Here is a 13043-nt window from a genome sequence, read left to right as displayed (position 1 = left end):
TTTACTACTCTCCAGACGCGACAAAAGCCCCTCAGGCGACAGGTATAAGCCTGAATACAAGGGGTTGAGCAATCTTTCTCCATAAAAAATAAACGCGTCTACACTCCAGACCACACACAAAGTGCCAAATAAAGCCCCATAAAAAACACAATTAGCCGATCCGCCGACTGCCTCTGAATGAGCGTTTTTGCAGCATGGATGAGTGACATTGCTTTGCAGTCCGTCCCCCGCCACGGGGGCGATTAAGAAGGGATACTTATGCGCTTGCAGCCCGTTGACAGCTTGTCCCTTACCCGCCCGAGCATGGTCGAGTACTTCTTGCTAGCCATTCGTCTGGTCCATGGGGTGACTGCGATCTTGCCAGGCCTGTTGCTGCTGTTTTATTTGCGTGACCAACACCCTGAAGCCACCAAAAGTTATTTCGCCGTACTGATTTTTTTCGGTGTGGTCAGCGTGCTGTTCTTTCAGGCCCTGGGGGTCTATGCCGAAAACATTTTCAGTAACCGCTGGCGCCTGCAACTCACACTGTTCGCCTGGTCTGCGGCGTTTTGCCTGCTGCTGTTCATGCATCGCGCACTGGACTTGTTCAATTTCATCTCCAACGCTGAGTTAGTGGTGTGGTACTTGGGCAGCCTGGTGTTATTTGGCGTTGAACGCATGATTTTGCTGACGCTGTTCAAGCGCTTGATGAGCCGTGGCATTTTTTTGCAGCAAGCGGTGATTTTGGGCGCCACCGAAAACGGGGTGCGCCTGGCCGAATACCTGGCCCAGCATCAGGACATTCGTTCCGGTGTCATCGGCTTTGTCGATGACCGCGTGGCCCGCCTGCCAGACACCGTCGCCCATCTGCCCTTGCTCGGTAACACCCAGGATCTGGAAAAAATGATCCGCGAAGAAAAGGTCACGCAAATTCTGGTCGCGCTGCCCTGGTCGGCCGAAAACCGGCTGGACTACATCATTCGCAACCTGCGCAAATTCCCGGTCAACGTGCTGTTGGTGCCCGACATGATTGCCTTTCGCCATGCGCACAACCGCATCAGCGAAGTCGCCAACCTGCCGATGTTCAACGCCTCCGAGGTGCCGCTGCGGGGCTGGTCGCCGGTATTCAAACGCATTGAAGACATGGTGTTGTCGACCCTCGCGCTGATCCTGCTGTCACCGCTCATGCTGCTGGTGGCGCTGGCGATAAAAATCGACTCCCCCGGCCCCGTCCTGTTTCGCCAGAAACGCTACGGCTATAACAATCGCCTGATTGAGGTGTTCAAGTTTCGTTCGATGTACCAAAACCAGTCAGACTTCACCGCCGACAAACAAACCACGCGCGGCGATCCGCGTGTCACACGGGTCGGGCGTTTTATCCGCAAAACCAGCCTTGATGAATTGCCGCAACTGTTCAACGTGTTCGCCGGCAGCATGTCGATGGTCGGCCCGCGCCCGCATGCCACGGCCACCAAAGCGGCGGGCATTTTATTTGAAGAGGCGGTGCAGGAGTACACCTCACGCCATCGGGTAAAACCCGGCATCACCGGCTGGGCACAAATCAATGGCTATCGGGGCGAAACCGACACCCTGGAAAAGATCGAAAAACGTGTCGAGTTCGATCTCGAATACATCGAAAACTGGTCGGTGTGGTTTGACTTGTACATCCTGTTCCGCACAGTCCCGGCGGTAATCATGACTAAAGAGGCGTTCTGAATGAGCACACTCATTCCCTGCATTATCGCCGGCGGTGCCGGCACGCGACTGTGGCCGGTGTCACGTGAAGCCATGCCCAAACCGTTTATGCGCTTGCCTGACGGTGAAAGCCTGCTGCAAAAGACCTTTCGCCGCGCCACCGGTTTGCGCGATGTGGGGCAGTTACTGACCGTCACCAACCGCGAGGTGTTTTTTCGCACCCTGGATGACTATCGCCAGATGAACAAAGGCTCGGTCGAGCTGGACTTCATCCTCGAACCCTTTGGCCGCAACACCGCGCCTGCCATTGCGGCGGCAGCCTTGCATGTGGCCCAACGCTATGGCGCAGACGCACAGCTGCTGGTGTTGCCTGCCGACCACCTGATCAAAGACATCGAAGCCTTCGGCAAAGCGGTCGACAGCGCGCGGCAATTGGCCGACGAAGGCTGGCTGGTGACGTTCGGCATTTTACCGACCAAGGCCGAAACCGGGTTCGGCTATATCGAGAAAGGCCAAGCGCTGAACGGCGACGCGTATCAAGTGGCCCGCTTCGTTGAAAAGCCCGATGCAGCTACCGCGCAACAGTACCTGGACGGCGGCCATCACTTGTGGAACGGCGGCATGTTTTGCATGCGCGTCGACAGCGTGTTGCGTGAGTTCAAGCAACACGCGCCCGACGTACTGGCGGCGGTCAGCCACTGCCTGGAACACAGCCAGGTATTCCAGGGCAAACAGGAAATCCACCTCGAACTGGACAGCACCACCTTTGCCCTCGCCCCGGATATTTCCATTGATTACGCGTTGATGGAGCGCTCGCAAAAAGTCGCCGTGGTGCCATGCAGCCTGGGCTGGAGCGACATCGGTTCGTGGGAAGCGGTGCGCGAACTCAGCCCCGCCGACGCCAATGGCAATCAGTGCAACGGCGAAAACGTGCTGCACGATGTGCACAACTGCTACATCGATTCGCCCAAACGCCTGGTGGGCGGCGTCGGCCTCAACGACCTGATCATCATCGACACCCCGGACGCCCTGTTGATCGCCGACTCAAAACGCAGCCAGGACGTGAAGTACATCGCCCAGACGCTCAAGCGTCAGGGCCACGACGCCTACCGCCTGCATCGCACCGTGACTCGCCCGTGGGGCACTTACACGGTGCTCGAAGAAGGCCGGCGCTTCAAAATCAAACGCATTGTGGTCAAGCCGCAGGGCACCTTGTCCCTGCAAATGCACCACCACCGCAGTGAGCACTGGATTGTGGTCAGCGGCATGGCCAGGGTCACCAATGGCGACGACGAATTTCTGCTCGACACCAACGAATCCACCTTTATCAAACCGGGTAAAACCCACCGCCTGGTCAACCCCGGGGTGGTTGATCTGGTGATGATCGAGGTGCAAAGCGGTGAGTACCTGGGCGAAGACGACATCGTGCGTTTCACTGACATTTACGGGCGTGTGCCCGTCGACGCCAGCAAAAGCTGAATCAGGTTGTTCGATTGCCAATGACCCGCAAGGGAGCTGTGACCATGCATGCCAGGAAGCGCAAACAATGAAAAAAGTCCTGCTGATGTTGAGTGTTGTGTTGCTAAGTGCGTGCAGCCTGCCGTCCAAAGTGGCGCTGCCTGACGACGAGGTATTACGCGAAGGCCATCGCGCCGGCCTGGCCCTGGCGGGCAAGCCGCTGCCCCTGGAACGTATCCGCGCAGGCGACACGTTGCGCATTGTCCGTAATACCGGTGAAGCGCCCTCTATCTCGGCGTTTACCGCCAACTCGATCTATGAACTGACACTGTTTAACGTGCGCACCGACGGCACGTTTTCTTACCCCTACATTGGCAGTGTCAAAGCGGCGGGCATGACCCCGGACCAGCTCACCACGGTGCTGGAAAAAAAGCTGACCCACGTTTATCAAGACCCGTCGCTGACCATCAACTTCTCGCAAACGCCCAGTAACACGGTGTACGTAGGCGGGGCGGTACAAAACCCGGCCACCTTGCAAGTCAACATAGCCACCACGCTGGAGCAGGCCATTGTGGGCGCTGGCGGCGTGCAGCCGGTGGGCGACAGCAACAACGTTGCCCTGCTGCGCCAAGAGGATGACGGGCGCTACAACACCTACTTTTTTGATTACAAAAACTCCATTGCCCGTGGCAATGGCATGCAAGCACCGGTTCTGCTGCAACGCGGCGACGTTGTGTTTGTGCCCAAGTCGTCAGTGGGCAATGGCATCGAGTGGGTCGATCTCTACCTCAACCAATTGATTCCGTTTACCAAATCAATTGGCATCGGGGCGTCCTACGAACTGCGTAAAAACGACAATAACTAATCGCCAAAGGACTGCCGACATGATCAATATCCGTTCTTTCCGCGATTTATTGCGCCTGTTCTTCATCTTCAAGCGCGAAGTCAAAATCACCGTGCTGGTGACGTTCATCATCATCGTGCTGGGTGCATTCCTGCTGCCCAACCGCTTTGAGTCCACCGCGCTGTTACTGGTTAAACCCGGCCGCGATACCAGCACCTTGCCGATTGAAATTGCCGACCGCCAGGCGGTGGTCATCCCCAGCGCCATGCGCGACCCGATCATCGATGAAGAACGCATCCTCACCGGGCGCCCGATTGTGCGGATGGTGGCCGAGAAGTACCTCGATGACCTGTCACGCCAGCCGCAACCTACCGGCGTGGTGGCCACGGTCAAAAATGCGCTGAAGGCCACCGTGCAGGGCCTGGTTGATATCGGCCGCGGCTTTTTGCAAATGCTTGGGCTGGTCGAGAAGCAAACCCCGGTCGAGCGCCTGGCCGAGCAACTGAGTAAGAACTTCAGCGTGACCCACGCCCCCGGCTCTTCGGTGATGGAGGTGAGTTTTACCTGGAATGATCCCGAGGTCGCACAACAGGTGGTCAAAACCTGGATCGACCAATACGAGCAAGAGCGCACCTCCACCATGGGTCGCAAGAGCTTGTACGGCTTCTATGAAGCAGAGGCGGCATCCACACAAGCGCGCATCCTCGACCTTCAGCGCCAGATCGAAACCATCCTCAACCAACTGGGGGCGGTGAGCATCACTGAACGCCTGAACGACATCGCCCGCAACCTCAACAACCTCAAGGGTGAGCACCTCAACACCACCCGCGCCGTGGCCTCGACCCAAAGCGGTCTGGACACCATTCAAGCGCAGCTCAACAGCATGAAAAAAGAGATCAGCATCGGGCGCCAGATCAGCATCAACCCCGACCGTCAAGACTTGGCCCAACGCATCAATGCCAAGCTGATCGAACGTCAGGAGATGACCCGCACCTTTAAAGAAACCGCACCGCCGGTCAAAGCGCTGGACGCTGCCATCGCCAACCTGCAAGCCCTGCTCAACAGTGAAAAAGCGGTGGTGCAACGCAGCGAAAACCTGGCCCCCAACCCGGTATTCACGCGTTTGCAAAACAGCTTTGCCGACCAGCAAGCCAGCCTCAGCCGCCTGAAAACCCAAGCGGCCCAGCAAAAGGTGCAACTTCAAAAGCTTGAGCAAGACCGACGTGAAGCGCTGGCCCTGGAGCCTGAGCTGTCGCGTTTGCAGCGCGAATTGGAGGCGGCTGAAAAAAGCTTCGCGCTGTACAGCGACAGCACCGAAAAAGCCCGGATTGACCGTGAACTGGACAAGAGCCGCATCAGCAACATCGCGGTGATCGAACAAGCCACGCTCAACCCTAACCGTGTGTTCCCCAAAAGCCTGCTGATGCTGTTTTTGGCGATCCCGATCAGCCTCGCGGTGGGCTTGCTGGCGCTGTACTTCTTCTACCTGCTGGATCAGCGCATCCACGACGGCGACCACATCGAAGAGCGTTTCGGGGTCAAGGTCTGGACCAGCCTGCAAGACCTCAGCGACAAGCAGCCGCAACGGCGCAGCGCCTTTATCGCCAGCATGTATCGCTTGTATGGCGTACTGCCGCTGGAGCAAGTGGCCGAGCGCGGCCTGAGCATCGGGTTGACCTCGGCGCGTAAAGGCGAAGGCGTGAGCTTTGTGATTGAGCACCTGCGCGAACTGCTGGTGGAACGCGGCCATCAAGTGCGCGTCAATGGCGCTGGCCCTGCGGCACCGGGCGAAATCCTGCTGCTGGATGCCTCAGGTTTCTTCTCCAATCAGGAAGCGTTCGTGATTCTGCGTCAGGCCGACCTGATTTGCCTGATCGTGGAAGCCGAAAAAACCACCGTGCCTATCCTGCAAACCGCACTCAATACGCTTAATACCGCGTTCAAGCGTGTGGACGGGATCATCATCAACCGCCGTCGCTTCGACATCCCCGAAAAGGTGTTGAACTTCCTGGCCCGCATTCGGGGTAAAGCCTGATGCACATTGCCCTGCTTGCGCCATTGGCGCCTGAACAAAACGGAATTGCCGACTACGCAGGGCACCTCAAGGCCGCCCTGCTGAGTCAGGGCATTGAAGTCAGCACGCCGCTGGCCGGCATTGGCAACGACCCCGAGCGCGCCGTGCAACGGGTGGCGAGCACCGATTGGCGCGGTATCGATCTGGTGCATGCCGAGTTGGGTGGTGGGCGTTTGGCCGAGTTTCATGCCCTGCGCGCGTTACGCCAGCGTTTTGCAAAATTACCCCTGACCGCCACCGTGCATGACCCTGAGCGTCTGGTGTGGCGCCGGGCCAAGCTACCATGGCCGTTGTCGCTGGCCAGCCGCCTGCCCTCCCCACTGCCACAAATGGCCACGGTACTGGCTGATCCGTTGTGCCTGTATGAAGAGCGGCAACTGGCCCGCAGCCTGACGCGTCTGGTGACGCTGACCCAATCAGGCGGCGATTGCCTCAAACAGCGCATGGGCCTGCACGCTGAACAAATGGTGGTCATCCCCCACGGCAACCTGTTGATCCCGCCCGCGCCGATGCCAGCCCTTGATCCGCTGAAGCTGCTGTACTTCGGCTTCATTTATCGCGGCAAGGGCATTGAAGACTTGCTTGAAGCACTGGCCATGACCTTCACGCAAAAACCCGAACTCAAACAGCACCTGACGCTGACGCTGGCTGGGGGCAGCGAGCCGGAAATGGCCTTCGAGTCGGGAGGCAGTTATCTGCACTTGTTGCGCCAACGCATCGAACAACTGGGGCTGGAGAAGAGCATCGCATGGCACCTGGATTTACCGGCCAGTGAAATCGCCAAGGTCATCCAGGCCCATCACGTCATGGTGCTGCCGTACCGCGAGTCGAGCAAACTCAAGCTGCTGGGCCAACTGCGCGGCACCAGCGGTGCGTTGTCCTGGGCAGCCGCCTGTGGGCGCGGAGTCATCACCTCGGATGCTCGCTCCTTTGCCGAAGAGGTCGACCACGGCAATGGCGTGATCTACCCCCAAGGCAACGTGGCGGCACTGGCGGCTGAATTGGGCCACCTGTGTGCCGATCCGCAGATGGCGCTGCGCTGGGCCGAACACGCGCAAAAAATCGGCGACGAACGCGTGTGGAGCGAAACCGCCAAACGTTTTCATCAGATGTTCAAATCCGCCTGCTGGGGACGCACACATGTGGCGTAAACCTGTTATTTGGCTGCCCCTGCTGCTGCTCGTGGCAGTGGGCGTCAGTCTGTTGCCGTGGAGCCCGCCCGTCGAAGCCGAAGGCACCACCTTGCGCGGGCCACGCCCCATTGAGTGGAAAGACTTCCTGGGGGTGAATGCGCAGTTTCAATACTTCCCCCAGCCGGTGTATGAAAAACAGATGCAGCGCCTCGACGAACTGGGCCTCGACTGGGTACGCCTGACGATTCACTGGGCCATGATCGAGCCTGAAGAAAACCAGCTGCAACTGGCCCCGCTCGATGGTGTGATGCAGGCCATCAACGCCCACAAACTCAAAACCCTGGCGTACCTGGTCGGCTCGGCACCCTTCGCCAGCAGCGTGCCAGAGGGCGCCGAGGCCAACGATCAGTACCCACCCAAAGACTTCAACGTATTTGCCCAGCGCATGCAAATGCTGGCCCAGCGCTACCCGCAGGTGAATGTGTGGCAGGTGTGGAACGAGCCCAACATCATGTGGATGCCACAGGCCGATCCCGACGCGTACTACCGCCTGCTGACCACTACCGCCGACGCTCTGCGTGCGCAACTGCCGGGGCAACAGGTCGCCACGGCTGGCATGGCGTACTACAGCCAGATGCCCAAGCAAGAAGGTCTGATGCTGGAAAAACTGCTGGAAAAAGGCTTGGCCGAGCAACACCTGATCACCGCCTATCACCCTTATTCTCAGTACCCCGAAGGTGACAACCCGGCGGACAAGGACTTCTTGACCCGCTCCAACTTCCTCAACAATGCCTTGCACGCCAAAGGCATCGCGCAGGTCTGGGCCACCGAATGGGGCTGGTCGAGTTACAACGGCCCCAAAGAAATGCAGCTGCTGATTGGCGTGGACGGGCAAGCCGACTACACCCTGCGCCGTCTGGCCTTGATGAGCGCGATGGATTTCCAGCGCATTTTCCTGTTTAACCTCAGCGATCTGGACCGACGCGCCAGCCCGCGTGATCAGTTCTACGGATTGCTCGATCTGCAAGGCAACCCCAAGCCTGTGTATGTGGCCCTGCAACACTTTTTCAACGTCACAGGCCCACGTATCGAACCGGCGGATGCGCCCACCGTCGAGGGTGCGCCGAGCGATCTGTACAGCATTGGCTGGACCCGCAGCGACGGCAAACGCCTGTGGATGTTCTGGAGCGCCAGCGGTGAACAGGTGCACTTGCCCGGCATCACCCAGGCCACGCTGTACAACCCGCACGATGGCAGTGAAACCCCGTTGAGCGATGCATCGGCAATCACGGTGGCGCTTAAAACCAGCCTGCAACTGTTGGTATGGACACCATGAACATACTTTGGACGCTGCCCTACTTGCCGTGGCCCACCACCAGCGGCGGCAAAACCCGCCAATACCATCTGCTGCGCAGCCTGGCGGCACGCGGGCATCGCATCACCTTATTGGTGCAATCCAAAACGGTACTCGACGCTGACACCCGTGCCGCGCTTGAGCCGTTTGTCGAGCGGTTGATCGTGATGCCCAGACGCCCCTTACGCAGCCTGAAAACATTACTGGCCGTGGCGCTCGCGCCCTACCCCATGCTGGCCGCGATCAACGGCGTCAGCGCACCGCTTGAGCAGCAGTGGCGTGAACTGCTGCAAGCACCGTGGGACGTGATCCAGATCGAGCACAGCTACAGTTTTCAACCGTTCGAACGTGCGCTGAGCGCGACCGGGCGCGATTTTATCCTCACCGAACACAACGTCGAATCCGCCTTGGGCGCGGCCAGCTACGACCGGCTCCCCGGTTGGTTCAAGCCGTTTACCTCCTATGACCAATGGCGTTACCGGCGCTGGGAAAAACGCGTGTTCGGGCTGGCAAAGGAATTAATCGCCGTCACCGAACAGGACGCTCACACCCTGCGTCAACTCACACACACGCCGGTGTCGGTGGTGGTCAACGGCGTCGACAGCGCACATTACGCAGCGGTTCAGCCAGACGTGCACAGCCAGCGCCTGCTGTTTGTCGGCAATTACGAATACCACCCCAACGTGGATGCCGTGGAATGGGCGCTGGACACCATTTTGCCGGCGCTGTGGGCTCTCAACCCGAACGTGCGGTTCGCTATTTGCGGCTTTGGTTTGCCCCACGATTGGCGCCAGCGCTGGCCTGACCCACGCATCGAATGGCAGGGCTTTGTGCCCGATTTGCGCGACCTGCAGCGCCAGGCCGCAGTGTTTTTTGCCCCGCTGCGTCAGGGCGGCGGCTCCAAGCTCAAAGTGCTCGAAGCGATGGCTGCCGGTTTGCCGGTGGTCACCACCGGGCAGGGCACGTCAGGTTTGAAGGTCATCAACGGCGACCACTACCTGGGCAGCGAAAACCCTCAGGAACTGGCGCAATTGTTGAACGTGGCACTCAGCGATCCTGCGCTCTTGCAGCGCATCGGCGAGGCTGGGCGTGCTTACGTCAGGGCCGAGCACGACTGGTCGGTGGCCGCGGCCCAGCTGGAACAGGTTTACACCCGTCTTCCCTCCTTAAAAGAAGAAGTCAGCGTATGCGCATAGGTCTGGATTACCGCCCCGCAGCGGGCTACGGCAACAGCGGCATTGGTCGTCAGGCGCTGGCACTGGAAGCCGCATTGCGCGCGCACCCCGAGGTGCAATTGCAGTTGTTTGGCGTAGCGCCCGAAGATCACCCGCTGCGCCGTCGCGTGCATTGCCCGCGCTGGGGTTCACCCTTGCAAGGGGTGCATCGGCTGCCCAGCCGTTTGCGTTTCGAAGGCGGCTTCCTGCCGGGTGCCCTGCGCGAAGCCGGGATCGACATCCATATCTGCAATTTCAACATGGGCTTGCCGATGGGGGCCAAGCCACCCGGCATGCGCTACGTGCTGCAACTGCACGACCTGTTCCAACTGACGCACACCAACCACCACGGCTCACGCCTCAAGGCCAAGGTGTACCGCACCAGCGACAAACTCTCGATAGGCCACTCGATCAAGGTCGCCGACCGGATCTGGACCCCTTCGCAATACACCGCCGACGAAGTGGTCAAGCTGTTCCCCGAAGCCAAAGGCAAAGTACGCGTGCTGCCCAACCTGGTGAGCGGCTTTGTCGGTGAGCCGGCCGACATCACAGACCTCAACCTGCCACCGCGTTACTGGCTGGCGGTGGGCACCCGCGAGCCGCGCAAAAATATCCCGTGGCTGGTCAGCGCCTGGCACGCCGCACGCCAACGCAGCGAACACGTACCGGAATTAGTGCTGGTGGGCGCGCGCGAACACCTGCCCCAGCCGTTGCAACAATTGCCCGGCCTGCACTTTTTAAGCGACCTGACAGACGCGCAATTACACGCCGTTTACCAGCAGGCCGAACGCCTGTGGCAACCCTCCTTCGCCGAAGGCTTTGGCTTGCCGGTGATCGAAGCCTTGAGCGTGGGCACTTCGGTGGCCGTGGCCAGTGGTTCGGCGCTGGATGAAATCACCCCGCCTGACAGCCCGCGCTTTTCGCCCACCGACAGCTACGCCCTGAGCGAATTGATGCTGACACTGGCAACCCAAGGTCCACAAGCCCCTGAACAGATGAAAGCCTGGGCCACCCGCTACGCTGAGGATGCCTATCGCCAGCGCTTCAATGAGCTGCTGGAGGAGCTTCGCTAATGCCCTTGGCACTCCCGCTTGCAGTGTTGTTCAGCCTGCTGTTCGGGCTGATGGTCTGGGTATTGCCGCCGCTCAGCGTCATCGTGTTGATGGTCGGTGTGGCGGGCGTGGTGACGGTGCTGCGCCACCCTTTGTGGGGGCTATTGCTGTTTGGCGTGCTGGCGACGTTTTTGCCGTACACCACGATCAATATCGGCTTTCGCACCACCGTGTCCGAGCTGCTGATCCTGCTGGTGTGGGGCAGCGTGCTGGTGCAAAAAATTCTCAACAATCTGGGACCTGCGCCCAAGCTGATGCGCACCGAACGCTGGGTATTGGCGCTGATGCTGTTCAGTGCATTGCCGTTTATCGTCGGCCAGTTGATGGTGACCGCCGAAGGTAACGGCCCGGTGAACTGGGTGCGCTGGTTGCTGAACCTGTCTGTTCTGTTTTTGGTGCCGCGCCTGCTCGACACGCCCAAGGCCCGCGAGCAGATGGTCATCGCGCTGCTGCTGGGCACGCTGTTCTTGCTGCTGCTGTCGATCCCGGTGTACCTGCGCGACCGCTCAGCCAGCGGTATTACGTCGATCCTCGGGCACTTGGGGTATGGCGGGGTGAGCATGCTCGATGATCGCTTGCAGTCCTTCACCACGCGCATGAGTTCGCCGTGGATGCACCCCAACGTCACAGGCGGCGCCATGGCGCTGCTGGTGCCGCTGGCCCTGTGTTTCGGTGTGACCCGCCGTGGCTGGCCCAAAGCGCTGGGCATCAGCGTCGGGGTCTTGGGCATTCTTGCACTGGCCATGACCGGCTCACGCGGCGCCTTGATCAGCATGCTGGTGGTGCTGGTCTGGTGCGCGGCCAAGCGGGTGCCTTACACCGGGCGCATGCTGTTTGCCGGTGTCGCTGCCATGTTCGTACTGCTGTTGGTGTACCCACCGCTACAAGACCGCCTGGCGGAGATTTTTTCAACCTCCGACAGCGGCAGTACCAGCGTACGCCTGGACGAATACCGCGCCTTCCCCAGAGCCATCTCCACCTTTCCTCTGGGCATTGGTTTCAAGGTTGAAGCGGGCGTTGCGGGCACCGGGCTGCTGGGTATCTCCAACCTGTTTCTCAACTTCATGTACAAAACCGGGCTGCCCGGCATGCTGCTGTTCATTGGCGTGGTGGTGAGTTGGTGGCGCGCCGTGCGCCCTCAACAAAGGACCCTCGTCCTGAGCGCAGACAATGCAATCTGGTTCGGCACCACAGTGGGTATTTTGGCAGCGTTGGTCAGCGGCCTGTTCGACCACTACTTCAGTTTCACTCAGGTATTGATCGCGCTGTTCTGGTTGATGCTCGGCCTGAGCCTGCACGAAGCCAAGCGCCTCAAACACAACGCCTCGACGCCCCTTTCAGGAGTTCGCCCATGAAGCACCGTCTTTTTCACTCGCGAAACCTGCGCCTGGCCCTGCCCGAGTACGCCGAGAAAATGGGCGTCAGCGTTCAAGAGCTGAGCGAGGCCTACGACTGGATGCTGGCCAACGACGTGTGTTTTGAACAACCGCTCAAGGGCGACACGTTATGTTTCATCAGCTACTTGAACATTGAGCCGCGCATCGAACACCCTCTGGCACGGCGCTTTTACGCCTTGCTGGGCCGAGAGGTCAAAGGGGCGCTGATCCCACTCTACGGCAAAAACTGGGCGACGTTGCGCGACCGCATGCTGCGCTGGTGGGAGTTGGCCTACAACATCCTGATCTGCAAGATCCCCAGCCACACCTTGCGCCTGCTGTGGCTGCGGGCAGGCGGGGCAAAAATTGGCAAAGGCTCGACCGTGTGGCGCAACACCGAAATCCTTGGCGTCGATGGCTTGCGCATCGGCGAGGACAGTACCGTGGGCTGGCACTGCCAACTGGACGCACGCGGCGGCCTGATAATTGGCAATCACGTCACCATCGCCTCCCATGTGCTGATCATTGCCGGTGGGCATGACGTGCAGGCGCCCGAGTTCTGGGCCGTGGGCGGCCCGATTTATATTCGCGATTACGCGTGGATCGCCAGCCGCGCCCTGCTCTCGTTCGGCGCCGACATCGGTGAAGGCGCGGTGGTGGGCGGCAATTGCGTGGTATCCAAACCGGTGCCACCTTATGCCATCGTCGGCGGCCCGGACGCCACGATCAAAGGCGAACGCTGCCGCAACCTCAACTACAAGGTGGGCGGCAAAGGCCTGTTCACCTTGTTCCACTAGGCCCGGG

The 13043-nt window shown here is 59.8% G+C and carries 10 protein-coding genes; all 10 read left to right on the top strand.

All coding sequences use genetic code 11. The annotated features are described in order from the left end of the window. Positions 1-258: 258 nt before the first annotated feature. The 10 genes from ACP7A4_RS04435 to ACP7A4_RS04390 all read left to right on the top strand — a co-directional run bounded on the left by ACP7A4_RS04435 (position 259) and on the right by ACP7A4_RS04390 (position 13036). Positions 259-1695 (top strand): undecaprenyl-phosphate glucose phosphotransferase, encoded by a 1437-nt coding sequence (locus tag ACP7A4_RS04435; RefSeq protein ID WP_059762689.1) that lies wholly within the window; start codon positions 259-261, stop codon positions 1693-1695. Next, positions 1696-3153, top strand: coding sequence for a mannose-1-phosphate guanylyltransferase/mannose-6-phosphate isomerase (locus ACP7A4_RS04430; protein WP_426245697.1), 1458 nt, complete (start codon positions 1696-1698; stop codon positions 3151-3153). A gap of 67 nt (positions 3154-3220) precedes the next feature. After that, positions 3221-3997, top strand: a complete 777-nt coding sequence (locus ACP7A4_RS04425; RefSeq protein ID WP_059762692.1) for a polysaccharide biosynthesis/export family protein — start codon at positions 3221-3223, stop codon at positions 3995-3997. A 19-nt stretch (positions 3998-4016) separates the two neighbouring features. Then, on the top strand, positions 4017-6011 hold the full coding sequence (locus tag ACP7A4_RS04420; RefSeq protein WP_059762694.1) for an exopolysaccharide transport family protein: 1995 nt from the start codon (positions 4017-4019) through the stop codon (positions 6009-6011). Further along, positions 6011-7201: a glycosyltransferase gene (locus ACP7A4_RS04415; RefSeq protein WP_426245695.1), complete on the top strand. Its 1191-nt coding sequence runs from the start codon at positions 6011-6013 to the stop codon at positions 7199-7201. The genes ACP7A4_RS04420 and ACP7A4_RS04415 overlap by 1 nt, the downstream gene beginning before the upstream one ends. Beyond that, positions 7191-8519, top strand: a complete 1329-nt coding sequence (locus tag ACP7A4_RS04410) for a beta-galactosidase (protein WP_426245693.1) — start codon at positions 7191-7193, stop codon at positions 8517-8519. The genes ACP7A4_RS04415 and ACP7A4_RS04410 overlap by 11 nt, the downstream gene beginning before the upstream one ends. After that, positions 8516-9733, top strand: coding sequence for a glycosyltransferase family 4 protein (locus tag ACP7A4_RS04405; protein ID WP_059762700.1), 1218 nt, complete (start codon positions 8516-8518; stop codon positions 9731-9733). Before ACP7A4_RS04410 ends, ACP7A4_RS04405 begins: the two co-directional genes overlap by 4 nt. After that, positions 9724-10824 (top strand): glycosyltransferase family 4 protein, encoded by a 1101-nt coding sequence (locus ACP7A4_RS04400; RefSeq protein WP_426245690.1) that lies wholly within the window; start codon positions 9724-9726, stop codon positions 10822-10824. Before ACP7A4_RS04405 ends, ACP7A4_RS04400 begins: the two co-directional genes overlap by 10 nt. Next, positions 10824-12218: an O-antigen ligase family protein gene (locus ACP7A4_RS04395; RefSeq protein ID WP_426245688.1), complete on the top strand. Its 1395-nt coding sequence runs from the start codon at positions 10824-10826 to the stop codon at positions 12216-12218. Before ACP7A4_RS04400 ends, ACP7A4_RS04395 begins: the two co-directional genes overlap by 1 nt. After that, positions 12215-13036, top strand: a complete 822-nt coding sequence (locus tag ACP7A4_RS04390; protein WP_059762708.1) for an acyltransferase — start codon at positions 12215-12217, stop codon at positions 13034-13036. Before ACP7A4_RS04395 ends, ACP7A4_RS04390 begins: the two co-directional genes overlap by 4 nt. Positions 13037-13043: the final 7 nt, after the last annotated feature.

The organism is Pseudomonas sp. TWR3-1-1 (assembly GCF_049896545.1).
Classification (GTDB): Bacteria; Pseudomonadota; Gammaproteobacteria; order Pseudomonadales; family Pseudomonadaceae; genus Aquipseudomonas; species Aquipseudomonas weihenstephanensis.
Note: the sequence above shows the minus strand (reverse complement) of the source record. Positions and strands in the feature narration are given on the sequence as shown.

Coding starts and splice junctions, on each gene's coding strand:
- ACP7A4_RS04435 (WP_059762689.1), top strand. CDS start 259: ATGCGCTTGCAGCCCGTTGACAGCTTGTCCCTTACCCGCCCGAGCATG.
- ACP7A4_RS04390 (WP_059762708.1), top strand. CDS start 12,215: ATGAAGCACCGTCTTTTTCACTCGCGAAACCTGCGCCTGGCCCTGCCC.
- ACP7A4_RS04420 (WP_059762694.1), top strand. CDS start 4,017: ATGATCAATATCCGTTCTTTCCGCGATTTATTGCGCCTGTTCTTCATC.
- ACP7A4_RS04405 (WP_059762700.1), top strand. CDS start 8,516: ATGAACATACTTTGGACGCTGCCCTACTTGCCGTGGCCCACCACCAGC.
- ACP7A4_RS04425 (WP_059762692.1), top strand. CDS start 3,221: ATGAAAAAAGTCCTGCTGATGTTGAGTGTTGTGTTGCTAAGTGCGTGC.
- ACP7A4_RS04415 (WP_426245695.1), top strand. CDS start 6,011: ATGCACATTGCCCTGCTTGCGCCATTGGCGCCTGAACAAAACGGAATT.
- ACP7A4_RS04430 (WP_426245697.1), top strand. CDS start 1,696: ATGAGCACACTCATTCCCTGCATTATCGCCGGCGGTGCCGGCACGCGA.
- ACP7A4_RS04395 (WP_426245688.1), top strand. CDS start 10,824: ATGCCCTTGGCACTCCCGCTTGCAGTGTTGTTCAGCCTGCTGTTCGGG.
- ACP7A4_RS04400 (WP_426245690.1), top strand. CDS start 9,724: ATGCGCATAGGTCTGGATTACCGCCCCGCAGCGGGCTACGGCAACAGC.
- ACP7A4_RS04410 (WP_426245693.1), top strand. CDS start 7,191: ATGTGGCGTAAACCTGTTATTTGGCTGCCCCTGCTGCTGCTCGTGGCA.